Here is a 26,055-nt window from a genome sequence, read left to right on the forward strand (position 1 = left end):
GCCTATATATGAGAGAGAGTGAGAGAGAGTACACAATTATTTGGAACTACCAAATAATTCTCGCTCTTTTTTCTATCTTTTTTTGTTAAAGAATCTATTACGCCACAGAATGTCTGTGCCCCTCTCGTGCAGAGGTCACATCCCATAGCCGTAATAATATTCTTTATCATTTCCATTTGAAATACTGGTTAATTTTAACTTAACTGGGTGCAAAGATAAAAATAAATATTAAATCCCCCAAAGAAAAGGCAAAGAAAAATTAAAATAAAAAACTTCCTCTTCTCTCAAAGCATGGAGAGCAAAGGCTTTCAACGCAAGACTGGATTTATTACACATTACTACAAGAAAAAGCTTTATTCTTATTTGCTGTCACTTTTAACATTTCGTGTAACCTCACTGTATACTAAAGAGTTGCGTGGAGACCACGGCTGACAGGAATGACAGGAAACATCGTTTTGACTGAATATCATCGTTAAGACGGTATAAACCGAGGACAGGGTACGGGAAGAGACAGGGTAACAAGGTGAACAGCTTGTAGACAGGGTACGATAAGACAAAGTAACAGGGTTAACGCCTTTTGGCGGAGTAACAGATTTCTATTGCCTATTTAATACTGTAAAGGGTGAGTAGACTAATCTATTACCATCTATCTTTTATATATCACCACCTCATACTACCTAACAAAAAACTTGCCCCCAAAACGCTACAGGAACGTTAGGAGGCAAGAAAACGAAAATTAAATTACCGAAGTGTCTTGTATGTATACCACAAAGTTTGTGTATCTTTAAATCAAGAAATTACTCTGCTTTCCAAATAGGAACACCATTATCACAGTAATCTCCTATATCCACCCTGGCTGATCCTGAATTAATTTGAAGAATATAACTTCTTTGTTGCGGGTCAGGACATAAACTTGATGTTCTAAGACCAACATCTTGACCTATTATACCAACAAGATGCCATAAAGTACCTAAATAATAATGTCCTAAAGCAGGCTTAAAGAAATATTTTGTAATATCCGCTGAGTTCGGTGTTCCGGCAATAGGAGTTTTATTAATAGTACATGGTGTCGTATATGTACGATAATCTATTCCATCAGAAGCTATTGTTGAACTATATCCTGCAATATTATCTTTTTTCAGAATCCAAGCACCACCTTTATAGAAATGACCAAGTTGATAGAATAGCTCTGAACTATCCCAATGAATATCACCATCGTTTATATACCATGTAATTTCATTTATATTTGGACAATCCTTTGCTGACTGCTCAGCTACTGAAGGAAAGCTCGTTTCTCTATACCATCTTGAATCAGCATTTGTTTTAGGATAGTTTTCATCATGCCCACCTAATACTAATGGCATTGAAGATTCAAAGCCTTTCCAATAATCTTCTCCTACTGCAGCATCCCACATATAATATTTCTCGTGATAAACACGTGTGTCAAGATTCGAAGAAACATCATAAATATTTCCTGCACTATAAGACCTGCTATCAATAACCTTTGTTACTGTTCCATCTATATTATCAACATTACTATGAATCCAATACTTAATTACAAGTTTATGAGTTCCTGGTGCTATCACCATGTAAGAAGCATTCGTTTCAGCACTCGCGCTCGTATTTGTCAAAGGGAAATTTGTTGTATTCAAGGTGATGGTATTTGACCCATTAGCTGTTGGAGTTGTTCCCAAACTACCTGTTGTAAAATCAAAATCTCCAGCGATAGCATTATCAGATATTACTTCAACTTTTGAAAGTGTACAATTTGCAAATGTACTACTTGGACTTTGGGGTAAAAAGCAAAGATATGCAGCTTTATGATTCAGTTTAAAAGTGAAGTTCGTGCCATCACCTGTTGCTTTTGCAGAACCACAATCTCCTGATTCACCTGCATGACTAAAATCATTTGGCGTTGTCTGATTTTGAGTCGAAGCAATTGTAACACTATTACCATTCGAACTATTTAAACCTGTATAATGTACATCACATTGATTTACATAAGTACCAGTACTTAAACTAAAATCACCACGAGTTTTATTTGCATTTAATACACCTGCAGCACTTTGTTTAAAATTACCATCAGTTGCTTTTACCCAAATCTTATCACCTGTGCTCCAATATGCAGTAGCACCATTTCCAATAATATGGCTTATTGAGGTACGAGTATTAGGAGTATCACGAGTAACATTATCTCCAATACTTGTAAACACAATACCCTTCGCTTCTTTATTATTTTCTTCTACGCTATTGCCTGTAATATTTTCATTACTACACGATGCTATCATTAATGCCCCTGCACAGAGCAAAAAGAATGAAAGAATTCTATTTGTTTTCATTTTATGATTAATTTAATTAATATTTCCACAGACCTGACTCTAAATCCTCCTCGTCTTCATCATCAACATCGTCAAATTCAATCTTTTTTGCATTACTAATCATACCTCCCTGATTAATTGGGTTGTGTTGTCCACTTCCCGTTTGCAAAATGGTGTCAAACTTAGCAGAAACTATTCCAATTAGTGGTTTGGAATATTCTAATTTGTCGTTAATTACTTTGTTCATAATACTTATTATTGATTAATTATATTCGTTATATGGAACACACGAAAAAAGACAAAGGGAAATCACTACAATTCCTTTGTCTACATGGGTTCACACGGCGCTCCTCGCGCGCACGCGTATGAAGAAAGAAGTGGGGAGGTTAGGCCTGGCCTATATGAGAGAGAGAGAGAGAGAGTACACAATTATTTGGAACTACCAAATAATTCTCACTCTTTTTTCTATCTTTTTTTGTTAAAGAATCTATCACGCCACAGAGTGTCTGTGCCCCTCTCGTGCGGAGGTCACATCCAATAGCCGTAATAATATTCTTTATCATTTCCATTTGAAATACTGGTTAATTTTAACTTAACTGGGTGCAAAGATAAAAATAAATATTAAATCCCACAAAGAAAAGGCAAAGAAAAATTAAAATAAAAAATTTCCGCTTCTCTCAAAGCATGGAGAGCAAAGGCTTTCAACGCAAGACTGGATTTATTACACATTACTACAAGAAAAAATTTTATTCTTATTTGCTGTCACATTTAACATTTCGTGTAATCACACTGTGTACTAAAGAGTTACGTGGAGACCAAGGCTGACAGAAATGACAAGAAACTCCGTTTTGACAGAATAGCATCATTAAGACGGTATTAACCGAGGACAGGGTAGACAAGAGACAGGGTAACAAAGCGAACAGCTTGTAGACAGGGTACGGGAAGAGACAGGGTAACAAAGTGAACGGCTTGTAGACAGGGTAAGAGAAGAGACAGGGTAACAAAGTGAACGGATTGTAGACAGGGTAAGAGAAGAGACAGGGTAACAAAGTGAACGGATTGTAGACAGGGTACGAGAAGAGACAGGGTAACAAAGTGAACAGCTTGTAGACAGGGTACGAGAAGACAAAGTAACATAGTGAACGCCTTTTAGCGGAGTAACAGATTTCTTTAGCCTATTTAATACTGTAAAGGGTGAGTAACTTTATCTATTACCGTCCATCTTTTCTATATCACCGTTTCATACCACATAACAAAAACTTGGGTATTCAGAGTTTGGGAGTGATAATGATTCGCTTAAGCATAGGTCTCTGACGAAATGTCACACAGAGAAATGGAGACAACGAAGGGTTATCAAAACAAAGCATTGGTAGCCACGAAGGCACCGTCAGTGCGTGGAGCGATGGAGGTAGTTTGCCAGCTTTATTTGAGCCTCTATGCTCAAAGCATTTATCTCAAGAGTTATTAGGAAGCTGTATGCTACACCTCCCTCTCTCTTTGTGTCATCCCCACCTCCGTGACATAGCCTTTACCTCCGTCCTCTCCGTCGCTCTGTGTGACTTATTATATAAGCGTTTTAGTTTATCACTTCATACTCGGAAGAGCCTTATTTATCCCATCCAGGGTTCTGCTTCCACAGATTGTTAGTCAGTGTGAGCATACGCGTTTCGAACGGAAGGAGGTAATCACGCTTTGGATTAAACTTCCAACCGGTCTCATAGCCTGATGGATTCACTGGCAATACGTAACGCTGTGCGTCGCCCGGCTTGCCAGAGAGGTAGAGATTGTTGCCTTTTGGCTTGTCATAAACAAGGCTTGTGCCATACTTTGCATGATGTTCAAGGTTGCTACCCACGAATAAAACACCGTGTGCACGCTTGCCAACGATAAGCTCATCGGCTGCTGCCCAACGGAAGATATCGTCCAATCGACGACCCTCACAAGCCTGCTCAATACGACGTTCACGGCGAACTGCCTGTAGATACTTGTTGAGATGGTGGAAAGGATAGTCTGCCTCGGTGTTATACTCTCTGTCGAAGTCGACTGCTGGCATACCAACTCGGTCGCGCAAAGGCTTCAGAATGGCAATAATCTGACTTGCGTTAGCGGCACCATCGAGTTCTGCCAAAGCCTCAGCATAGTTTAAGAGGATATCAGCATAGCGATACTGAATAGCTGGTGTGCTGCCTTTTCCTTCTTGGTCAAGGCTTCCCTTATAGTCAATCTGTACGTGCTTGAGCATTGAATAGCCTGTTTCATTCTTGTTATAGCCCGATCCATTGAGTGGTGGAACAACGTAACCGCCTTGGTCTGGACGCAGAATCTGACCCGGCATACACACCGTTTGGCACAGACGTGGGTCGCGAACAGTTGGCTTCAGCTCGTCGCCAAAGGTTGCCTTTGCGGTCAACACGGCTGGTCCGACAAAGGGTTTACCATCGATGGTGAGGTAGTCGTCGACCAACGATGCCGTAACACCGCTACTACCACCACCCTGATTGAGGTAGCGGTCAACGCTGTTACCAACGTTCACGCCGTCATAACGCTTAAACCATAACACCTCAGGGTTGGCGCTAAGGTCCTCTGTCTGGAAGATAACGCGGTAGTCGTTCAATGGATTACCCGTCGTATAGATTCTCCAGACACCTCTGTCAACAACGTCCTTACAAGCCTCAACACACTGATCTAAGTAAGACTTAATCTTCGCATCGGTAACAGTTGGGTCGAAGAAAGCATCGTTCTTTGCCTTATGATACTTCTCCCATGTAGCCTCATAGAGTGCCACCTCGCTCTTGAAAGCACGTGCCACATCCTTGTGGATACGCATTGTAGCACTGCTGTTCTGTAAGTTAAGGTTAGCAATAGCCTTATCGAGGTCGGCAAGAATACTATCGGCTATCACCGTACGTTCCTGCTGCGGCTGGTTCATCTCCTCCTCTTGTGGTTCGAGAGGGCGATTCACCCAAGCGATCTTACCATAGTTCTTGAACAACTGGAAGTAGAACCATGCACGGAAATAGTAAGCCTCGCCCACGCATTGTTTGTAGGCAGCAGAGTTCTTATCCTTGAAGTTGAGGTTATTCAAGAAGAAGTTGACGTTACGAATATTATTATAATGACCGAGTTTGCCCGCATTAGCGAGGGTCAAACCACCATTCAATCGTGTGTTAACAGAGCCACTTGCCATGTTATCGCTGTTCATATCGATACCAGCAATACCACCACTACCCCATGAGTTAAAGTCCTGAGCCTTCACACCAGTCTGATAGAACTGGGCGAGATAACTGTTCATCTCACCCAAGGAGGTGAAAGGGTTGACCGTTGAAAGCACTCCTTCAGGAGACTTGTCTAAGTCAAAGCAACTTGTAAGTGTTGTTGCACTCAAGAGTGCTAAACATATATATTTAAGTTTCATAGTTATATTCTTTTAAAAGATTAGAGATTAACCATAAGTCCAAATGAAATGACCTTATTCATTGGATAGTTCTTACCGCCTTCGCCTGTGTAGCCATTAGCAGTGAAGATAACCTCTGGGTCGAGCATCTTCTTTAGCTTAGTGAAGGTGAGGAGGTTCTCACCTGAGAAGAACACCTTAACCTGCTGGAGTTTCATCTTCTGTGTCCATGCCTGTGGGAGGACGTAACTCAAGGTCAAGTTCTTCAAACGACAGTAAGCCGCACTCTGCAAGTATTGGTCAGTAGGCTGGCTCTTTGTCTTCGCTGCATATGGACGAACGCCACCTGCTGAATTGATATAAGGCTTTGGATAGTAGCCATTAGGATTGCTCTCTGACCAATAGTCAAGATGGTCTTTGAAGAGCGTTACCTGTGCGTAAGGACCTGTTCCCCAGAAGTAAACACTGTTGGTTGGGTCCCAATCACGCTTTCCTACGCCTTGGAACATGAAACTCAAGCTCAGTCCCTTCCAACTAACCATACCATTGATTGTGTACTGATAGCGTGGTGAGGTGTTACCGATAATGGTCATATCGCCCATATCATCGAGTTTATTCTTACCATTGTTCACATATTTGTCGTTGTTAAGATCGCGATAAGCAACGTCACCCGGTGTCCACTTCAAGGTTGAGAAGAAGGTGTTGTTATGGCTTGCATTGTAAGCATCAGCCTGCTCCTGTGTCTGCAATAAGCCGTCTGTACGATAGCCCCATATCTCTCCTACGCGTCTGCCCTTATACCAGTTGCTTGCTGGTGCCGTACCTGTTGGGTTTGCATAGTCTGTCACAATAGAGGTATAGTCAGCCAAAGAACCACCGATGCTATAGTCGATGTCCTTACCAATCTTACCACGATAATTCAGCGTTAGCTCCCAACCACGGTCGCGCAAAGACGCATTATTGGTTTGTGGGGCATTAGCACCGAAGAAGTCAGGGAAGTCAACACCAGGTCCTAACATATCCTTCGTCTTACGCTCGTAGACATCAAGACTACCCGTAAGGGCATTGTTCATAAATCCGAAGTCTATACCGATATTCTTGCTACTCACCTTCTCCCATGTCGTTGCTGGATTGACAACGCCTGGCGCAAGGAGGTAAGCATGACGACCATCTGCAAAGATATAACTTCCCAATCCACCACTGAGGTTCATGGTTGATGCGAAGGTGTAGAGCGCTGCACCTGCCTGATTACCGAGCTTACCGTATGACATACGCAACTTCAACTGCGATACCTTCTGGCTGAGCGACTCCATAAACTTCTCACGACTGATGTTCCAACCGAGGGATACAGATGGGAAGAAACCCCAACGATGGTCGCGTGCAAAGCGTGAAGAACCGTCATAACGGCCGTTTATTTCGAGTAGGTAACGACCCTGATAGTCGTAGTTGATACGCCCGAAGAAGCCACGTGTTGCCCATCCGTTGCGGATATCGTCTGGCTGTTTGTCGCCTGTTCCCATTGCCGTATTTGGATTGTGCATTGAGTAAAGACCAGAGATAGCGTTCTTCAGATAGTCTACCTTGTTATTTTCTTCCTGATAACCAGCCATCAAAACGATGTTATGATCCTCGGCAAGGGTCAATGAGTAGTTACCATAGAGGCTGATATTCTGATAGTGGATGTTATAGTTTGAACGCTGATACTTGCCATCAGGACTTGCATCCAACTCTCCTCGTACTCCCTTTGAAGTCGTTACACCATCGGCTGCATAGATGTCTGGCGCAACATTCAAAGCCTCGTATGAGGTTGAGATAAACTTATTGGTGTAATCGGCATTGATAATCAATCCCTTTACTGGATTAAGTTCGAAGCCTAATGTGATGTCATAGTGATTGCGCTTTGTACGGGTGAAGGTGCCACTCTGTAGGTAAGGTATCATTGACAACTCCGTGAAATGACCGTTAGGATCGACAACAGAAATCGTCGGACGGAAACGTGCTAAGGAGTGATAGAAGCCTTCACTCAGTCCGCCTGCACCAAAAGGAGTGTTGTCGACAGAGTGAACATACTTCAAATTAAGCTTCATCTTCATCCATGAGGTGAGCCGAGAGGTGAGGTTGGAAGCGAGGTTCATACGCTCAAAGTTCATCTTGGCATAACGCAGAATACCGTCTTCCTTGAAGTAACCTCCTGATACATAATACTGTGCCTGCTTACCGCCACCGCTCAAACTTACGTTGTGCTGCTGCTTAAAGGCATAGTCTTTATAATGTAACTTGAAGTAGTCAACGTTTCCAATACCCTTCTCTGTGTTCTCAAAGGCAGGGTTCATCGAAGCGTTAGCAGGGAGTTCTTGCCATGGATTCACACTTGATGGGTCGTTCATATACTGCTCTAACAGCTTAATCTTTTCGTCGCTGTAGAGACGAGAAGAGTTGGCATTCGTAACACCAGCATTCCACATCTTGGCAAACTCTACGGCATTTGCCATCTCAGGCAGTACGGTAGGACGGTTCCAACCCATACTTCCCTGATAGTTTACGTGCATCTTGCCTTCCTCTCCTCGCTTGGTCGTAACCAAGATAACACCGTAGGCAGCACGTGCTCCATAGATAGAACAAGCGGATGCATCTTTCAATACAGAGATTGACTCGATATCATTCGGATTGACATCGGCAAGACTCATCTCGATTCCATCTACCAAAACATAAGGATGACCCGTACCGGAGAGGTTGCCCTGACCACGCAATGACAAGGCTGCCGTGGCACCCGGACGACCAGAGCTGCCATTAGATACCATCAAACCCGGTACTAATCCCTGAAGACTCTGCGACGCATCGGTCACTGGGCGCATCTCGAGTGCATCGCCCTTAACAGATGAAACAGAACCAGTGAGGTTTACCTTCTTTTGTACTCCATAGCCCACGACAACCACTTCATTCAATGCTTGGTTGTCATCCTGCAGACTAACGGCATAATTGGTCATACCTGCCTTGACGGTTACAGACTGAGGCTTAAAGCCCACATAACTTACTTGTAGCACAGCACCGGGTGCAGCGGCAAGCGAGAAGTTGCCATCAACATCCGTAACAGCCATGGCGACTCCATTAACCATCACAGAGGCACCGATAACGGGTTCACCATGGGTATCCTTCACAACACCCTTGATAGCCTGCTTTTGTTGCTGTGTACTCTCAAATGTTTTTACACTCGTACGTGTAGAACTAACTGCTGGGGTAGCGGCAAATAAACTCAGACACAAAGAGAGTGCCACCCCTCCCATTGCAAATGGGGGATGCTTCCTTATACCCAGGAAGACAGTAGTAGATTTAGACATAATTACATTGATTTAGGTTTACAGTTGCAAATATAACACTTTTTTTATAAATCCATAATCCTTTATTAATTCAGAATTCATAATTCACAATTCATAATTATGATTACCGATATTAACTGTGGTTTATTAAGGGGTAGTTGACAAGTTGACAGGTTTACGAGTTGATGAGTTAATTTCTCTAATTACGCTAATGCTTATTGTAGTGTAATTCGTGTCATTTGCGTGATTCGTAGCGCAATATTGGTAGTTGACGAGTTAACCAGTTAATTGTTGCGATAAATCATAGTTAACAGCGGTAATCTTAATTAAAAGGAAAGCGAAAAATAAGCCTTTACTGCGGTAAGAATAGGAGTGAAATAGTAAGGTGTTAGCATGCGAGAGTGGTATGTCTGTGGCGCAAAAGGCTGCTAAGCACCGTCCCTTTAGTGTGTATTAATAGTGTAATCGTCCTTGATAAGTTTAAGTAAATGGATGGAAGGGGAGTCCAGAACATGCCCTTCCGTCTTGATAACGTTATAATGACGCGATGAGGTTATCTATATTTACAGAGCAAGAGGTGTCCCCTATAGGTACTTCCACATGCTTGATAATCATATCGTTAGGTTGGTATTGTTCTGCAATATGAGCATCAGACATAGAGAAATCGGAGCCATTTACCTTGGTACTCTTTTCTTTTTTAAGTTCCGCTTTACATCTATATATTGCTTTATGATAAGTGCTTATCATTTTCCTCTTGTTGGTTTTAAAGGAATCATTATCGTCTATCTTTATCTCAACCGGAATAGGATAACTGATAATTATCCCCAATTCCTGATAATTTTCTAAGCCAAAATCCTTTATAGAGCTAAGTAATAACTTGGTTCTTACGACTGAACTACTAATCTGCCAGATGGCTTTTTCATCAAAATTAGACTTCATTTCAGAATAGACGATATAGTCCTTATCTCCCACTTGTAGTAAGAAGATACCATCACAGTCACACTGATAGCTGCAGTTTGGGACCTTACTGTTAAAAGAGTCCTTACATTTCTTTAGCAAATGGTTCTCTATTTCTATTATTTTTCCAGCATGTTCATAGGTAACTTGCTCAAGCTTATTGGCTTTTTTTTGTTGTTCATATTTGGTTACTTTACCGTCATGTTGTTTAAAAAAGCAGGCTTGTAAAAGGCATTTGCTTAGGACAGAGAAGTCTATCATTGGTCAGAAGCATTAAGGGAGTACAACATTTCATCAATCTGTTCATCTTGTTTACGCATCTTTTCTACCGTCTCATAGAAGGTCTTCATTGGTATTCCACCTTCTTCCACAGGCAGTTCTTCTATCACAACCTTACCTGTCTCGTCATCTCTATGGAAGAAATACGCCTTCACATTATCGCCATCAAGGAACGTTTTTTCTGATAAACCATTTGCGGTACAATACTCTTTAAAGGTTGTTTCATTCTTCTTACGGATATTACCTAACTTGATAAGCTGGTTCAATCTATCCATAAAATAATCGCTGTGTGTCGTGATATGGAACAAGAAACCATTGTTGATGCATTCCGCAATAAGGTCTGCCACCTGAATCTGCATGGATGGATGCAGGTGTGCTTCAGGCTCTTCCAGACATATTGCTACCTTTGTGCCAGGACGATTCTTTAATAGAAATAAAAGCGGACTAATCTCTTTTATAGAGGAGGCTGCAGCAGACATGTTCACGTATTTGCCTCCATCAAGGACCAGAAATTCCTTACCTTCTTCCTTAACAACATCCCCATCGGTTATTTTCTTAATCTGATTGAGATAAGGAGACTGTGCATCAGTAGATCCTATTGAAATACAATATTCGTTATCAGCTAAGAATCTACCATACATTCCGTCGCGATTTATGGAGCTGGTAAGGGAATAATTGGCATTAATCAAAGCTCCATTTGCAGGTGGGAAGATTAGGGCTGTAGGATAAAAGTTTTCAAGTAATCTGTGGGAAAGTACCACCTGACAGTATTCTCCTACTGTAAATGCAGTATTTATAATGATCTTTCCCCTAGTCTCTTTACCATTAATAGAGATATTTAGCATATTACCTAATCTCTTTTCTATCTCTTCTTCTGTTGCTGCTATCTCTTGATATGTGACATGAAGGGACTCACCAAACTCAGGAAAGAGAAAGTCTACGTCACATTCTATGGTCGGATCTCCTAATAATGCGCGCATAAATGCTGTTACATTATCATGAAGATATGTTGAAAGGAAATCACCTGAAAGCGTAAAAGAACCAGAAGAGTTCTTACCTACCAAATGTTCTCCTAATTTTTCTGCATCTTTGTAGTTTAATAAACTCGTGAAAAGATAATAAACAAGATAATTCGCATAACTCTTTCCCAGCTTTGACATACCCGTAAACACCATGAATGGTGCTACCTGGAATGATACTTCCTGTAAAGGTCCGAACTTATGAATATCTATAATTATCTTTTTCATATGATTCAATATTGGTAAAATGGGTTCTACATCACAGACTTGGCGGAGTGATTAGAAACCATATATTATGGCACAAAGATACGAAAAATAATGTATTAAGTGAAAAATATATGAGAAATTATTGGTTAGAAGACAGTTGAAAGGGAAGGATAGCCCTTCCGTTGTATAGTCTTGTAGAATAGAGGAATAGATAAAAAGGAGAGCGTATTATCCCTCCTTGTTGTAAAGTAATTTCCCAATTGCTTTTTAAAAGAGGGTCTTTTGCATTGCAAAAGATGCTCTTTTACGTGGTAAAAGGTGCCCTTTTGAGGTGTAAAAGACGCCCTTTTGCAATGTAACTAATCACTGAAGATGAAGAAAAATCTAAGTTGGTGCAAACTAATTGATAATAAGTGGAAAACAGAACAATTTGCATAAAACTGCTTAATTCGTAAAAGGCAGGAAAGTGCAGATTTAGGCAGAAGTTCAGTTACCAGAGCGTTACCCGATTTCGTCATAGGTAACGATGGAGTAATGTTCGGTAACTGAATTATTTTCGCTCGTGTGGCTGTTACTGTGGTCGGCAGTTTTCTGCGTAAGTGAGGAACGCTTTAATTCGGGTAACTTTGTAGAAGACAGGCTACGCTTGTCCATTTGAGAGCAAGCTCTCATGGAACTCGCTTGCACTGTCTTTACCCACAAATATTAAAGCGTATGAAAACAGAAAAGATGAAGGTGTTGCTCTACCTTAAAAAGAGTGGTTTGGACAAGTCGGGCAAGGTTCCGATTATGGGACGAATAACCATAGGGCGTTCCATTGCCCAATTTAGTTGTAAACTATCTTGTACTCCCGATTTGTGGAATCCACGTGAGAGCAGGATAGACGGAAAGAGTCGTGAGGCTGTGGAGATAAACGGCAGGTTGGAGAGTTTGCTGTTGTCTGTTCAGTCTGCTTATCAGTCCCTGCTCTCCAAAGGTTGCCCATTTGATGCAACCGATGTGAAAGAGCTGTTCCAAGGGAGCGTGCAGACTCGCTGTATGCTTATCGAAAGGCTGGATATGCTCATCAAGGAGAAAGAAAGCCATATCGGTGTGGATATCAAGAAAGAGTCCCTGTCAAGTTATCATTCTACGAGAAACCGCTTGCAGGAGTTCATTCAGAAGAGATACAGGGTTTCGGATCTGGCATTCTCACAATTGACAGAGAGCTTTATCTATGAGTTTCGTCAATACTACTTGGGGGTATGCGGTTTCCAAGAAAGTTCTTTCTTCGCAGTGGCATCACATTTGAAAACGGTTTGCAGGTTGGCTTACCGTGAGGGAATAGCCGATACATTTCTGTTTGACAAAGCGCATATAGAACGTGGAGACAAGAAAACGCCGAAGGCACTCGACAGGGAAGCCTTGGAGAAGTTAAAGGCTCTCCGCTTTGATGACTTGGAAGAAGAAATGGAAACTGCTCGTGATGTGTTTCTCTTCGCCTGTTATACCGGTGCAGCCTATTGTGATTTGATGGAACTAAGCAAGAAGCATCTTGTCCATGATGATGCAGGCAGTTTGTGGTTGAAGTTCAACAGACAAAAGACGGGTGTCCTTTGTCGCGTCAAATTATTGCCCGAGGCCATCCAGCTAATCGAGAAAATGCACACCGATGAAAGGGAAACATTGCTCCCTTTCATCAAATATCCTACCTATCAATCTTGCCTGAAAGCTTTACGACTGCGGGCAGGTATCGCTTTTCCCTTTACCACGCACACGGCAAGGCACACTTTTGCCACCCTTATCACCTTGGAACAGGGCGTACCCATCGAAACGGTGAGCAAGATGCTCGGACATACGAACGTAAGTATGACCGAACGCTATGCAAAGGTGACACCGCAAAAACTCTTTGAGGAGTTCGCTCGCCTCCTTTCTTTCACAGAAGATTTGCAGTTGGTGATTTGACCAATTGCTTTCATTCAACATCATTTTCAATAAAAGATATACATAACAAAACCATCAAGACAATGAGAAGTACATTCAAGATACTGTTCTATATCAACAGACAGAAGACAAAGTCAGACGGAAGGACTACCATTCTCTGCCGTATTACCATAGATGGGAAGAGTTCCGCCATAACCACAGGAGAGGAATGCCTGCCGGCAGAGTGGAACGCCAAACAAGGACAGACTACCGACAAAAGAAAAAACAAAAAGTTAACAGAGTTCAGAGAGCTTGTAGAAAAGACTTATCGGGATTTATTGACGAGGGACAGAGTGGTCAGCGTGGAGCTAATCAAGAACCGCTTGCAAGGTATTGCCACTCATCCGACAACGCTGCTTGCCATGAGCAAGGCTGAACTGCAATCCGTCAAAGAGTGCGTGGGAAAGTCAAAAGCAGAAAGTACGTACCAGAATCTTTGCTATTCCGACAAGCTGTTATGCGAGTTTGTCAAGGATAAAGGTGTAAAGGATATACCTGTAATCACCATTACGGAAGATTTGTTTGAAGAATACCGCTTTTATCTTAAAAAGCAGAGACTGGCAGCTGCAACCATCAACCGTTATCTTTGCTGGCTAAGCAGGTTGATGTTCCGTGCGGTCAGCCAAAGGCTCATTCGTTGTAATCCCTTTGAGAATACCAAGTACGAGAAAACGGAACAGAAGATATGCTTTCTGCAAAAGAACGGTGTTGCCAAACTCATGGCTTTGAAAGTAAACGACAAGGATACAGAACAGGCAAGGCGAATGTTCATCTTTGCTTGCTTTACAGGCTTGGCTATTGCCGACATGGAGCACCTGCAATATGGACATATCCAAACGGCAGCGGATGGACAAAGATATATCCGAAAGAAACAGCAGAAAACAAAGGTGGAGTTTGTCGTGCCCCTGCATCCGATAGCCGAAGTCATTATCAAACATTGCAAGTATGAACAAGAGAAAAACGGAGGAGGGCAATCGGTGAAAGAAAAAGGTGAAACTGAAACAAGGACAGACAGCCTTGTCTTTCCCTGTGATTGCAGTCGGAGTGTGATGAGTGCAAAGCTAAGCATCGTGGGCAGAGCTTGTGGCATCAGAGAAAGATTGTCCTATCACATGGCACGACATACGTTCGGTACGATGAGTCTGAGTGCTGGTATTCCCATAGAGAGCATTGCCAAGATGATGGGACACGCTTCTATTGCCAGCACACAAATCTATGCGCAGGTAACCGATAATAAGATTTCGGAGAATATGGACAGACTGATAAGAAAATATCAAAAGGAGAAAGCAAAGGAGGAAGCAATATGAACATCAATCACCATCAAACAAAAAGAGACCGCAGCTATTTTGAATGGAGCGACAATATGCAAATCATTTGCAAGGGAAATGGCGATATAGCCATGACGGAGAGTGAACTTGTAGATTTCTTCGGTGTAACGTGGAAGAAACTCAATTATCGTCTGCAACTACTCATCAAAACATCTCACCTACACCCAGAGGAAAGGGATGCAGGTGAGTTAGAAGTATTCGTAAATGAGCAGTTAAAAGGTTATGCACCGCTTTATCCGCTCTCAATCATCATTGCCCTGTCCTTTCACAGTTGGACAGCATGGAAGCTCATCTGTTCAGAAAGTACATTTGCAGGGAAATACACCGCCCGGCAAACATCATAACACCGATATTCTTAATCGGCAAGACGGATAGCTGAAATATTTCTTTTTCTTTCACCGATATTATCTTACTACATAACTACAATAAAGGATAACGCGGTGAAAGAAAAAGGATTGTAATGTAGTCTTTACTTAGTACTTCTTGCAACTACGAAATGACTACATACAACTTTTTCATCCTTTGTGGCAATCAATATGTTTTTTCAATAGGAGTCACATGTAGTTATTTTTCAGAAAATCCCTGAAATGTAAAGTCTCAAATAGATAGGTGAGGAGTATTTTTTCAATGAAATGAATAGTAATTATAATATTTTTCGTATCTTTGCCTTATATTACCTATACCGAAAGCCTCAGTGGGCAGAGGTGAGGTAGACATACATATTGGTAAAAGGCGTTTTTGTACGCTTTGGTTTTGACGAATTGGAATCTCGCAAATTCATCGACAAGTCAAGAACAAAGCAACAAAGAACGCTTTATGGGGTGTATTATATACGTTCTCAATGTCTTCAATCGATTTTCGGTTGTTGGCAAGAGGGCATACTATATATTTACACTGGCGAGGGGTTTTCGGCGTTGCTCGTTTCGACTTGTCGGGCAATGCGAGAGCCTCAATTCGTGAAGCGAGTGACAGAACTGGCTCCACGCTTGAACCAGTAAATATTTTGTAAGTATCTGTAAATCAGAAGAAACTATACATTATCAAACGAAAATGATACCATAAAGTTACCAACTTATGCAATGTATTTCCAATTCCATTTGGGGAATATGGTGGAAATAAATCTGCGGTTTCCTGTCAATACTACATTTACCTTTGTTAACATCATGAAATTACAATATTCAGCAATTCATTTGCTATCGCAGAATCGTTAATCCTCATAATGTTGTTTTCCTCTGAGTTGTAGCCGAAAAAATTGATATTGCCATACCAAACAATGGATTTGTCGATTATGGCACATTGAACGGATAGTTCGTCATGACAAAGAACGTTTATGCCGTATGCTTTCAATTTTTCTTCGTTATGACCTTCTTTTTTGATATACACAGCTATTTCAACTCCATTTGTCATTAGGTCTCTCAAGAGGGATATTAAACGAGGCGTGTATTTGTATTTGATTTTAGGGCAAGATATAACGAGGCTGTGCTTGGCGGATAGAATGTCTTGACGGAATGGTTCAGAAAAGTTAAGACCATCGTATATGAGTTCTTGCTTTGGCATTGTATTATCGTCTGATGATTTGGGTACGCCATAACCAACAGAGGCATAGCCTTTCAAACGTTTACGATAGATGGAATCGCATAAAGGAACACGAATGTCTATGTAATCATAGATTCGCACCTCTTGCTTGCCTTCGTAATCCCGATGAAGTCTGCCTGCATATTGAGCAATATTGCCTTTCCATGAGATCGGAAGTACAAGGAACAACGTGTCAAGTCTGGGATAATCAAATCCTTCTCCGATGTAATTGCCGGTAGCAACGATTATCAAAGACTCAGATGTTGGAATCTGCCCCAATCGCTCCATTGCAATTCTTTTTTCTTTTGTTGAATCTGCTCCAACAAGACTGATGACATGGTTCGCATGAGGTTGCAGCATATCTGCCAATATTCTTACATGGGAAGTGAGTTTTGTTAGGATGATTGGAAGTTCGTCCTTCATCAATTGTTTTTCTTACGTCACCAACGATAAGATTGTTCCGTACCCCGTCTGTTGACAAAGCTTCTAATGTTTGGGTATAGGTCTTTATGTCGGACGAAATGTTTATGAAAGAGGTAAAACGAGGGACAAGAGTTCGTATGAAGTTTTGTCGATTCATCTGCGTTTTCGCATCAGCGGTATATCTTATTTTTCCACATTGCATGAAAATGATTGGCTGATGTCCGTCCTTGCATATCGGGGTGGCAGTAAGTCCATAAACATAGTGCGCTCGAACTTGTTTCAGGACAAGTTTGAAACTTACGGAGGAGACATGATGGCACTCGTCAACGATTATCATTCCATAATCCTTAACAAAGGGCTTTATTTCATTTTCCTCTTGACAAGACAGAATTAAAGCAATGTCAATGATTCCATGAATACTATCTTTGCAGAGCATAATAGACCTATAGGCGACAGTCCATTTTTTCTTCTACTTGAAGTGCTGCCGACATATTCGTTTATCTCCAGAAATTCCTCCAATTGCTTTTTCCATTGGTCAAGCAAAGACTTGCGATGAACCAATATCAAGGTGTTCACCTTGCGCTTGACAATCATGGCAATGGCAAAAATCGTCTTGCCGAAAGCTGTGGTTGCAGACAAGGTACCAGTATTGTGGGGCAACATATTTCCCATGGCCTTCTGCTGCTCTCCCCGAAGTTCACCTTTGAATGAAACATTGATGCTTCTCCCATGAAAGGTCTTGTCATCAATAGTGTACTTGGCATCGTTAGCCTTCAGAATCTCTATCACATCATCTTCACAGCCACGAGGCATAGCAAGATAATTATCCAACACTTCCGAACAAGAGATAATACGAGGTATATCGTATGTTGATAACCTCATACCCTGCTTGGCATAGAACTCAGGATTATGAAAGGCTGCCATTCTCTTGAAGAGATTAATGATTTTAGATGGAATATTTGCCAAAGGGACGTAAAGTCTGTTCTCTCTTGTCAGGGTGATGCTTCTTGGAAAATCATCTTTGACAATAGACTCTGATTTTGGTGTTTCCCAAGGTTTGCTTTCACTGCTTTTAGTAAGCTCACCCATTGATGCTATGTGCGTCTGGAGGATATTGTCAACTTCCGTTTCAGATAACTTCTTAATATGAAGAAGAAAGTCCCATTGGTCTGGAAAAGTCACGAATTTTTCATCCACAAAGACACTGTTACCTTTCTTGCGAACATTCCCTTGTAGCGGTAATGCGACAAGGTTGCCAAATCCACCTTCAGGCAAAGTATCTTGGTTGGGAAAGAACCTGTCGTATGACTTAAAAGAAAGCCGGACTTCCTTGTTCATTGCTTCCGTCAAAATTGCCTTACCAAGCTTCCTTGCCTTAATGGCGGTAATGGCATGATAGAAGAAAATCCACACATGAGCGCCATTGCCAGAGCGAGAACGCTCGATGTAATAGGGAATGTTCCATTCTTTACAAACAGAGACAAAAGCCAACACGTCATTCTGATAGTCATGCTCGCAACTCTTGTCATCGAAATCCGTACAGAGAAAGAAGCAAGTGTTATCCTCCAACATTGGATATAAACCTATGACATCACGGCACAAAGCACCCTTTCCTGCGAGATGGTTGTAGATATGTTCGTATGACAAAGGCGCAAACTGACGGTTAGGGCATTCTGCACATTTGTATTTTCTTTTGTCGCAAAACTCCCTGTTCCATTCACGTTCACATACTGGTTGATAGCCTGATCTCTTCGTAGCATCGCTATACCACCTCTTGGCAAACACATCCTCCCGTCCTTTGAACAAGCTTTGGAACAAAGCTACCTTCTCCTGTAATGAAAGTTTGTTTGAATAGGTTTCTACTTGAGGTATGGATACAGCAATACAATTCTTCTGTTCCTTAACTTCATAAGGAATACCATATTTGGCAAGAAGAGCCTTTAGTCTTGCATTCTCTTCTTCCAATTCATGAAGTTTTGTAAGAATATCACTCTTGCTTACATCCATAACCTCGTCTACTTTTAGCGAATTTCCTTTTGTGCCATCTTAATGGCAATTTGCTTCAACTCATAATCACTCTCTCCTTCCATCGCATCAATCACCTTGTCTGCAAGCCAGAGCTGCAGCATTTCGTTTTCGTCAACATTGAAATATTTTGCCAATAGAATCACTTGACTCCTTTTGGCTCGCCTGTCGCCACGTTCTATCTTGCTGAACATAGGAGTATCAATCTCCAAGTATGCTGCCAATTGCCGTTGCAACACCTCGTTTTCGTCTCTCAGTGACCTAATTTTGTTTCCTAATAACATATTTAATTCTTTGGGGTTATACTTTTAGATAATACGATTATATCATTCCGTCATATTTCCGTTAAATTTCGACGGATTTGAACGATTTTTGACGGATTAAGCCCCGTCTTCTGTTATAAATAGCGAATTGTGGTCGTAATTATGACCTTTTTTACCCTTGATTGAGGTGTAAAAGGTCGTAATTCATCTATTACGTCGTTTAGCTTTCGTCGAATTTCGACGGGTTAAAGCGAATTTCGACGGGTTTATTTGCAATTTTCGTCGAATTTCGACGGATTCTCTATAGGATGAACCAATTTCGGCCATCTGTTTTAATTAGAGATTCTGTTTTCATCGTCTTTAATAAATCTCCAAGACTGCGTAACCTTTGTTCTTCCGTCTTATTGGATGGCAGCACATCTTTGATATATTCATAGATGCTGTCACGTTTCGCACCCTCATCTCCTGCATTTTCGAGATATTGAAGAATCATTTGACGAAGTTTCCCTTTATCCAATCCTTTTGTCTTGGTGTATGAAGGCAGTTGGCGTGTGTCTTTTGCTACACCCAATGAGATGCTGTAATTTGGTGCTTCACCCTCAATCAGTCCTCTATTTAGAAGGTCTTTCGCCACATCTTTATGTATGGCTCTGCCTTTCTGCACGGCATCGAGTGAGATGCAATCCCAAAGTGTAAGGGTGTCATTTGTCTTCAACAAGTCGGTGTATCGTTTGTTGATTTCATTGCCATATATGCGTACCACCACTTTCTTCTTTACCGCATCAATCTCATAATCAGGCATCGGGAAGTGTCTGCGCCATTGCTCACTGAACATCTTCTTGATGCCACGACTTACGGTATCAATCATATTGAAGTCAACCATAGCCCTACACAGGCATTCATTGCGGAAATAAGTCTGAGGTTCCTCATTTCTTAAAGCATTCTCCAAAGTACCAGGAATGAAAGAACCGGCATTGGAATAATACAAGTAGCCGGGATTCTCGACAAAGTTGATACGTTGTTGTAGCTCGTAGTCTTGATGGGCAATACAGTTATGAAGAGCCTCGCGGATAGTATAGTCGTCATATTGCTTCATCGTATCAGGGAAAAGCGTATCACCAGGCATTTCACGTAAAGTAAGGTTTTCTATCTTTGATAGGATTTCATCCACCGTCAAGATAAACGGTACTGTGAAATGTTCATAATCAACCACATCTTGATTGGCATCACGACGTGTCCAAGTCACCTGTGCAACGGCAGGACGCAGCTTGAAGGCAGATTCGTATTTGCCAAGTAGGATAATTGTAGCACGTGTAATGCCACCATTCCTTGAAAGTCCACATTTGCTGAGGAATGTCTGCACACTCCAATCATTCACCTCCGCTGCTGGTATGCGGCTATGAACCTTTTTAAACATCTGTCTGGCTTTAGCAATAGCCACCTCGTCAAGGTCGTCAATCGTAGCATCGTGTACAATCTCCGCAGACCAATCCTTTGCGTTATAGATAGGTTCTTCAAGAATGGCAGCCAGTCTTTCGCCTGTCATTTCAACTAATGAATCCTCTATCCGCTGCCATGCTTTCTTGTGGGCAAGTACAGGGCGACGAGGCAGATGCTTAGGAATATGGATTATCCATACCCTCTTCTGCGTATCGTCAGTTACAAACTCCTCAATGGACAATCCTTCTGATGAAAGATATGTACATTGTTCCGTGAGCTTGAATGTTGCCGATTGGGTATTGGCTGGTTGTCCATTGAATGTCAACCTTGAAATATCAGTTCCGACTATTTCAAGGGTCTTGTCTTTCACACCTATCACCAGATGTCCACCATCCATGTTGGCGATAGCCGACACATAGGAAATCACGTCATCCTTCTCGTTCCCACAGAACGAGTTTTTCAGATTCTTAAATTCCTTCCACTCACACCGAGCATTCTCTTGTGGATACTCACCGAGAAGATATTGTTGTAGTTCGAGTTCGGTCATATATATATTAAATCTTATTTATAATCGCTTATACAGTGATGTTTAGTTATAAAATAGGGTATTCTGCCAATATGAGAGTTTTTATTATCTCCGTATGCGATTTTTTGCTTTTGATTCATAATCTCGTTTAGAAAGTTTGGAGTACAGAAAATCGTCATTCAAAAGTCTTATGAAACTATCCTGAGATTTTTTTGAAGGTAATTTAATCTTATCATTTTCGATTTTCAATACATTTTTTAAGACATCATGATTTCTCACAAAATCAAAAATATCTTTTTTAGGAATCTCTGTAATAGGAGAAGAATCCAATGCCCTCATTACTCGTCGAGCAAAAGAAATTTCTGTTAATCTTTCTTGCATACCTTCTATACTATCAACGATATTCAGTTCTTCAATATGAGTTAATGCCTCTGACGCACGTCCTATAATGATTGATGCAAATTCTTTATTATTATCAAGGTACGACAAATTTGTGATAAAAAATTCATTATCAAACATTAGTGCGTCTATTTGTGAATCTAAGCGTAAAATATCTTCTTTAACCAAATCAAACTGTGTTTCCGATTTGCTGATATAAAATCTGCCTCTACTTTGCCGCATTAGATTGATATTATAGTTGTTTCTATAAATTACGATTTTGTTATTAGTAGTACCTACTTCTATTATAAAATAATTAATATCTGACAATTTATCATTATCAAAATTAAAGACTTTTGACGATGTGAAATAATCAGCATCATGCGATTCATATGCTTCTCTCATTAACGCAAAGAAAGAAGGCTCTTCATCTGGCAAATCATATCTATAAACCACATTCATTCTTTCATCACGCGATGACAGGTCAAGCAAATCTCTCTCATTATCTTGAGTGAACAAATTGATTTCTTCTTGAATAGAATTTTTATATCCTTTACCTATATCCAACAATACATTACGTTTAATATCTGCTTTTTTCAGACATACTCCATTTTCTGTATTCAAAGCAAAATAGATAAGAACTTGAAAATCGTCACCTTGTTCTATTACTCCTTGAAGTTTACTTATAAAATCATTTTTATTCATATTAAAATATATACATTATCTGCTACATAATAAGGAGACACATTATCTCCAACATTTAAATCTCTTCTATATAACACAACAGATCCTGATGGTAATTCCTTGCAATCTGTATATGTTTCAACTTCTGCTATTTTGTATTCTAGCAAAGCCATAATAGGATTTGCATAATATAAATTTGTTCGTGTATAACTAATAAAAATTACAGCAAGCATAATCATTAGTATAAGCAAATCTCGCCAAGTTTCATAGTTTACAATCACAACTGCGAATAAAGTTACTAATGTAGCCAACGAGTTGATATAATCTTGACTTCTATCTGTAATTTTCTTTATCATAATTGGGAGAGAAGTTGGAGAACCCTCTAATTTCTTATTATAAATCCAAAAATAGTAACTTCCAATTAATAAACATACTATGCTAATATATGCTACTATATTAGAAGGACTGAGTATAATTTTAATTGGAGCCCACTCAAATCCCTGCCAGAATGTCCAACATATAGGGACATCCCATGTTTTAATTAAAATGATAGCCCACATTGCACTTGTGGATATCAGCCACAATCTAAATTTGTTAAACATATTTTTTTCTTCAACATTAGTAATGTCATGTACTATTCCAATGAATCGAAAGTACTAAAGATTTTGTCTTTCTCTTTTTTATTCTATTATACTTTCACTTTCATCATTATGTTTGTCCTTATTCTTTAGCACAACTTCCTTGCTTGTGTTTGCATAGCAATAAACACACAAATGCCTACAAGTGTTATACATACCTATATCTTTACTTACCATACAGCCGCAAACCTTGCGCTGTCCCGTATCCTTTACTTTTTTGAGTTTTTCAGGGATTGGTGGTATCTCTCCAAACATGTCCTTTTCAGGCCATTTCAATGTATGGAGGTAATAAACCAATTCCTTGTCACCAGCAAAGATTCTTTTCATCAGCTCCCCATCTATGCATCTGTTATGTTCTATGCCATACGTTTCCAAATCAATATCCTCGGCACAAGTTGCCATTTGTATATTCCATCCATCCTTGTGCCATGCTTCACGTATCTTAGCCAATCCTTCAACTATCTCTATACGTTGGGCATAATTTGCTTCTGTATTTTCTACATCTTCTTTTGTAAAAGAAATAGTTTCTTTCACGAGATTATTTTGTACCTTACGGTACGCTTTAATGTCAACGAAACTGAATACGAGTTTATCGGTATATCCTTTTAGTTTGTTACCAACATTCCATATTCGTGTCAGCAAGTCCCTTGGTCCAATAGTTGGTGTAATGATAAGTGGGTCGAAACGCCAAATAACCTTTTCCTTACCTATCATTTTTGATAGCTCTATGAAAGTTTTTACTCGCTCTTCCACAAATGGAACATTAGGCTCAAATCCTTCCTTTACATAGTCATTCAATGTTACTTGAAAGTAATAATGTATGCCCATCTCATCCAAGATGTGAAGATAAGGAATTATTGACTTCGGATTCTTAGTCCAGAATACAACAACCTTACAATTCTTAAAAGAGATGTACATCTTCTGTTGATTGAACGGATTGTACCAAGTGCAATATCCTTTAGCCAAGCGGTTGAAAAACCACTTGGCATAAAAGGCTGGTATATCGGTTGAACGACTCGCAGAAATGATGTATGGAGCCGTTGCTTCTACAATATCGCTATTTTCTAATATTAACTTAATTTTATCCGTTGGCATATCTTTGGTATAATGCGTTCTTTAATTTATCAAGAAGAACTTTGTTTTCTGAAGTTGCAGGAATCCACGAGGGACTACTGCTATGTTCTTTTTGATAAGTACACTTATTTATAAAGTGTTTAATTGTATTGTCATTAGTTCTTGGGCTATCTTTCTTGCCAAAATAATATCCATTAGGTGCATAATCTTTTTGAAAAGAAAGAACCTTTTTGCATAATGTAGCACGAACATCAGCAGGAAGGTAAGTTTGACTCCCAATAAAGTATGTCACGTTTTCATCATCGACAAATAAATTAGAAGTTTTATTGGATGGATTAAAAGATTTCTCTTGTTTTATTGTGTTGTTGTAATGTAGAGTGTCGTCCTCAATACCATCAAACAAACTTGTCTCTTGTTGCTTTGCTAATTTCCCGATGTTCTCTGTTTTTGCAGATTTTCCAATACGTTCGTTATAGTCTGGAACAAAATGTTCTTGCATTCTTTTCCATGCAGAACATGGTCTATTCTTTCCAGGCTTCCAACCATCAAAATTATCAAGCATTTTGATAAATCTGAAATAGTCTTGATTATCACCATTTTGTGCCAAAGCTTCGTCAAGAGATTTAAATAGTTTCATTTTATCACGTTTGATAACAGTCTCTGCGTACAACTTAATATCTCTACGCCAATCTACAATGGGATTATTTCCTTTATTCACAGAAGATTCAAAAGTTGACGACAGCATTCCGGTATTATCATTTTTCTCTGGCATTGTTGATATATAGCCAAATTCAGGTATGCTTTTATCAAAAAGCTGCCCATAGAAATCACGATAAACCATTGAAAGATAACCTGAGTCTTTATTCAAAAGATTGTCGGTAAAATCTCTCGTCATATTAGCGAATCCATTTAACACACCATAGAAGGCAAATGCTAAACGGTAGTCGTACATCCCTTTACTTTGCATAAAGTGTAACAATTGCTCCCAATCATCACCCTTTATTAGAACAGCCGCAATAGAAGAAAGAACTCCATTATCCCAAGGTTGGTTGAATTCTTCACCACGTACATGACGACGAAGTTGATTGAGATAAGCCCGTATAGGACTATTATCCCAGTCTTTTCCAATTACATTTTTTGCATCTTTTGTTATTTCGTCAGAAAGAGTCTCTTTAATGGAATTTATTTTTCCATTGAACGAATGAGAACATAGGACAATGTTTATCCAATGTATAAACAAGTTTGCCATCAAATCTTCACTAATACACTTTTGTGAGATTAGCTTTTCTTTCCCAGAAACGATAAGCTCACCATCGTCCGGATTCAGCAAACTCTTACTTGTGTTAAATAACGCATTAGCTTTTGCTATTTCATGATTAACCCAATTAAGAGCTTGATTGTTTTCTGTATCTTTTTTAAGGGCCTCTAATAACATAATTCTATCAACTGTTTCAAATGTATAACCGTAACGTTTAAATACATTTAATGCTTTGCTTGCAAGTTGAACGCTTCCAAGTTCTTTTTCTAAGTCCTTGAAGATAGGTTGCTGACTATCTATGTAGTTGAAGAGTTCGTCTAATCGCTTCTTTTGAGTAACAGATGGAATCCTATCATAACCTGATATGATGGATGCAAATATGTTATTTATCTCACGCAGTGAATCCAACTTTAGAATATGCTCCTTTGAAGAAGATAAATTAGCTCCTATATAGTAGCCATATAGTAATCCCTTCATCTTGTTGATGATGTAATCTTCTTCTATGTTTGATTCCATATTGTTTGATAGAGGAATGCTATCTTCTTTGATAATTTTATAACCTCTATCCTTTATGTCGGAAAGCACAACCATCTTACGCTGATACAATCGAACAAGTTTTGTTTCTAAACTACTATCAGACATAGACATAACAGTCCTTTTCACTTTATCTGAAAAGAAAATGAATCTGGTTTGCCACGGATTTAGGTAAATTGTCTTATCTGTATAATAGACGCCGTTAGGGAGTTTTGGAAAATCATCATCTGAAATTATTTCAATCAGCATTGCATGATCTTCAATATCACTAATCGGACGGTCGAATACACATAAGGTGTCAAAAAGCAGGGTGGTATGTTCGATATTATTTTCTTCGACAGTGAACCATCGACTATATCCATAGCCACGCTTCTTGTACATAGCTTTTGGCGATATGGATTCTGTCGACAATATATTGTTGAAGTTCAATGAACTTGTAGGAATATAATATTTCAT

At 40.0% G+C, this 26,055-nt stretch carries 15 protein-coding genes and 2 pseudogenes; 4 read left to right on the top strand and 13 right to left on the bottom strand.

Going from position 1 to position 26,055, the window contains the following annotated elements; genetic code table 11:
- Nucleotides 1-797: 797 nt before the first annotated feature.
- Nucleotides 798-2,339, bottom strand: coding sequence for a fimbrillin family protein (locus CHB62_RS11075; RefSeq protein ID WP_141240423.1), 1,542 nt, complete (start codon nucleotides 2,337-2,339; stop codon nucleotides 798-800).
- Nucleotides 2,340-2,355: 16 nt separating this feature from the next.
- Nucleotides 2,356-2,565, bottom strand: coding sequence for a hypothetical protein (locus CHB62_RS11080; RefSeq protein WP_089366903.1), 210 nt, complete (start codon nucleotides 2,563-2,565; stop codon nucleotides 2,356-2,358).
- 1,086 nt (nucleotides 2,566-3,651) lie between these two features.
- On the opposite strand from CHB62_RS11080, the gene CHB62_RS15255 reads away from it, so the two are divergent.
- On the top strand, nucleotides 3,652-3,786 hold the full coding sequence (locus CHB62_RS15255) for a hypothetical protein (protein WP_254919380.1): 135 nt from the start codon (nucleotides 3,652-3,654) through the stop codon (nucleotides 3,784-3,786).
- 138 nt (nucleotides 3,787-3,924) lie between these two features.
- Here CHB62_RS15255 and CHB62_RS11090 read toward each other — a convergent pair whose 3' ends face one another.
- The 4 genes from CHB62_RS11090 to CHB62_RS11105 all read right to left on the bottom strand — a co-directional run bounded on the left by CHB62_RS11090 (nucleotide 3,925) and on the right by CHB62_RS11105 (nucleotide 11,512).
- The gene (locus CHB62_RS11090; protein ID WP_089366905.1) at nucleotides 3,925-5,733 is read right to left on the bottom strand and encodes a RagB/SusD family nutrient uptake outer membrane protein; all 1,809 of its coding nucleotides are present in this window, start codon (nucleotides 5,731-5,733) and stop codon (nucleotides 3,925-3,927) included.
- Nucleotides 5,734-5,753: 20 nt separating this feature from the next.
- A complete protein-coding gene (locus tag CHB62_RS11095; RefSeq protein ID WP_089366906.1) occupies nucleotides 5,754-9,050 on the bottom strand; it encodes a SusC/RagA family TonB-linked outer membrane protein in 3,297 nt (1,098 codons plus the stop codon).
- Nucleotides 9,051-9,563: 513 nt separating this feature from the next.
- A complete protein-coding gene (locus CHB62_RS11100) occupies nucleotides 9,564-10,247 on the bottom strand; it encodes a hypothetical protein (protein WP_089366907.1) in 684 nt (227 codons plus the stop codon).
- Nucleotides 10,244-11,512 (bottom strand): AAA family ATPase, encoded by a 1,269-nt coding sequence (locus CHB62_RS11105; RefSeq protein WP_089366908.1) that lies wholly within the window; start codon nucleotides 11,510-11,512, stop codon nucleotides 10,244-10,246. Before CHB62_RS11105 ends, CHB62_RS11100 begins: the two co-directional genes overlap by 4 nt.
- A 693-nt stretch (nucleotides 11,513-12,205) precedes the next feature.
- Here CHB62_RS11105 and CHB62_RS11110 point away from each other — a divergent pair.
- The 3 genes and pseudogenes from CHB62_RS11110 (at nucleotide 12,206) to CHB62_RS11120 (ending at nucleotide 15,160) form a co-directional block, all read left to right on the top strand.
- Nucleotides 12,206-13,435, top strand: coding sequence for a site-specific integrase (locus CHB62_RS11110; RefSeq protein ID WP_089366909.1), 1,230 nt, complete (start codon nucleotides 12,206-12,208; stop codon nucleotides 13,433-13,435).
- 62 nt (nucleotides 13,436-13,497) lie between these two features.
- On the top strand, nucleotides 13,498-14,760 hold the full coding sequence (locus CHB62_RS11115; protein WP_089366910.1) for a site-specific integrase: 1,263 nt from the start codon (nucleotides 13,498-13,500) through the stop codon (nucleotides 14,758-14,760).
- A pseudogene (locus CHB62_RS11120) lies at nucleotides 14,757-15,160 on the top strand (hypothetical protein). The gene CHB62_RS11115 and the pseudogene CHB62_RS11120 overlap by 4 nt, the downstream one beginning before the upstream one ends.
- A gap of 782 nt (nucleotides 15,161-15,942) precedes the next feature.
- On the opposite strand, the pseudogene CHB62_RS11125 reads toward CHB62_RS11120, so the two are convergent.
- The 7 genes and pseudogenes from CHB62_RS11125 to CHB62_RS11155 all read right to left on the bottom strand — a co-directional run bounded on the left by CHB62_RS11125 (nucleotide 15,943) and on the right by CHB62_RS11155 (nucleotide 26,055).
- Nucleotides 15,943-18,786: pseudogene (locus CHB62_RS11125) on the bottom strand (TOTE conflict system archaeo-eukaryotic primase domain-containing protein).
- 14 nt (nucleotides 18,787-18,800) lie between these two features.
- Nucleotides 18,801-19,088 carry a helix-turn-helix domain-containing protein gene (locus CHB62_RS11130; RefSeq protein WP_089366911.1) on the bottom strand — a complete coding sequence of 96 codons (288 nt, stop codon included), beginning with the start codon at nucleotides 19,086-19,088 and terminating at the stop codon, nucleotides 18,801-18,803.
- Nucleotides 19,089-19,368: 280 nt separating this feature from the next.
- A complete protein-coding gene (locus CHB62_RS11135) occupies nucleotides 19,369-21,054 on the bottom strand; it encodes an RNA/DNA-binding domain-containing protein (protein WP_089366912.1) in 1,686 nt (561 codons plus the stop codon).
- An 84-nt stretch (nucleotides 21,055-21,138) separates the two neighbouring features.
- Nucleotides 21,139-22,116 carry an anti-phage protein KwaB gene (gene kwaB, locus CHB62_RS11140; RefSeq protein WP_089366913.1) on the bottom strand — a complete coding sequence of 326 codons (978 nt, stop codon included), beginning with the start codon at nucleotides 22,114-22,116 and terminating at the stop codon, nucleotides 21,139-21,141.
- Nucleotides 22,113-22,697 (bottom strand): anti-phage protein KwaA, encoded by a 585-nt coding sequence (kwaA, locus tag CHB62_RS11145; RefSeq protein WP_089366914.1) that lies wholly within the window; start codon nucleotides 22,695-22,697, stop codon nucleotides 22,113-22,115. Before kwaA ends, kwaB begins: the two co-directional genes overlap by 4 nt.
- Nucleotides 22,698-22,775: 78 nt before the next feature.
- A complete protein-coding gene (locus CHB62_RS11150) occupies nucleotides 22,776-23,828 on the bottom strand; it encodes a DUF1848 domain-containing protein (protein ID WP_089366915.1) in 1,053 nt (350 codons plus the stop codon).
- Nucleotides 23,815-26,055: a hypothetical protein gene (locus tag CHB62_RS11155; RefSeq protein WP_089366916.1), complete on the bottom strand. Its 2,241-nt coding sequence runs from the start codon at nucleotides 26,053-26,055 to the stop codon at nucleotides 23,815-23,817. Before CHB62_RS11155 ends, CHB62_RS11150 begins: the two co-directional genes overlap by 14 nt.

It is taken from the genome of Prevotella jejuni, assembly GCF_900187995.1.
GTDB lineage: Bacteria > Bacteroidota > Bacteroidia > Bacteroidales > Bacteroidaceae > Prevotella > Prevotella jejuni.